A 1,701-nucleotide genomic window follows, 5' to 3' on the forward strand; every position below is an offset into this window, starting at 1 on the left:
CGGAGAACGTACTGAGACCGGAAGACGCGCTCCCGACTGCACTGTCAATGTTCCACCCATGAGCTACCCGTCGGACACGTTCGGTCCGAATCGGGCGCCTGGACCAGCCACTGACTCACCATGACGGTGAACAGCACTGACCAGATGCTCCTTAGAAAGGAGGTGATCCAGCCGCACCTTCCGGTACGGCTACCTTGTTACGACTTAGTCCTAATCACCGATCCCACCTTCGACGGCTCCTTCCACAAGGGTTAGGCCACCGGCTTCGGGTGTTACCGACTTTCATGACTTGACGGGCGGTGTGTACAAGGCCCGGGAACGTATTCACCGCAGCGTTGCTGATCTGCGATTACTAGCGACTCCGACTTCATGAGGTCGAGTTGCAGACCTCAATCCGAACTGAGACCGGCTTTTTGGGATTCGCTCCACCTTACGGTATCGCAGCCCTTTGTACCGGCCATTGTAGCATGCGTGAAGCCCAAGACATAAGGGGCATGATGATTTGACGTCATCCCCACCTTCCTCCGAGTTGACCCCGGCAGTCTCCTATGAGTCCCCGGCATAACCCGCTGGCAACATAGAACGAGGGTTGCGCTCGTTGCGGGACTTAACCCAACATCTCACGACACGAGCTGACGACAACCATGCACCACCTGTACACCGACCACAAGGGGGCGACCATCTCTGGCCGTTTCCGGTGTATGTCAAGCCTTGGTAAGGTTCTTCGCGTTGCATCGAATTAATCCGCATGCTCCGCCGCTTGTGCGGGCCCCCGTCAATTCCTTTGAGTTTTAGCCTTGCGGCCGTACTCCCCAGGCGGGGCGCTTAATGCGTTAGCTACGACACAGAAACCGTGGAAAGGTCCCTACATCTAGCGCCCAACGTTTACGGCATGGACTACCAGGGTATCTAATCCTGTTCGCTCCCCATGCTTTCGCTCCTCAGCGTCAGTTACGGCCCAGAGATCTGCCTTCGCCATCGGTGTTCCTCCTGATATCTGCGCATTCCACCGCTACACCAGGAATTCCAATCTCCCCTACCGCACTCTAGTCTGCCCGTACCCACTGCAAGCCCGAGGTTGAGCCTCGGGATTTCACAGCAGACGCGACAAACCGCCTACGAGCTCTTTACGCCCAATAATTCCGGACAACGCTTGCACCCTACGTATTACCGCGGCTGCTGGCACGTAGTTAGCCGGTGCTTTTTCTGCAGGTACCGTCAAGAACCGAAGCTCCCTTCTTCCCTACTAAAAGAGGTTTACAACCCGAAGGCCGTCATCCCTCACGCGGCGTTGCTGCATCAGGCTTTCGCCCATTGTGCAATATTCCCCACTGCTGCCTCCCGTAGGAGTCTGGGCCGTGTCTCAGTCCCAGTGTGGCCGGTCACCCTCTCAGGCCGGCTACCCGTCGTCGCCTTGGTGAGCCATTACCTCACCAACAAGCTGATAGGCCGCGAGTCCATCCCCAACCAAAAAATCTTTCCACCACCAGGCCATGCGACCAGTGATCATATCCAGTATTAGACGTCGTTTCCAACGCTTATCCCAGAGTCAGGGGCAGGTTACTCACGTGTTACTCACCCGTTCGCCACTAATCACAGGAGCAAGCTCCTGATCATCGTTCGACTTGCATGTGTTAAGCACGCCGCCAGCGTTCGTCCTGAGCCAGGATCAAACTCTCCGTAAAAAATTACAACCAACAC

Annotated in this window: 1 rRNA gene; it reads right to left on the reverse strand. The window is 56.3% G+C overall.

Annotated elements, in window-relative coordinates:
• Positions 1 to 155: 155 nt before the first annotated feature.
• Positions 156 to 1,685: ribosomal RNA gene (locus QL987_RS16595) — 16S ribosomal RNA — on the reverse strand.
• Between the last annotated feature and the right edge of the window lie 16 nt (positions 1,686 to 1,701).

The sequence above is a fragment of the Curtobacterium sp. APC 4022 genome (assembly GCF_030407555.1).
Classification (GTDB): domain Bacteria; phylum Actinomycetota; class Actinomycetes; order Actinomycetales; family Microbacteriaceae; genus Curtobacterium.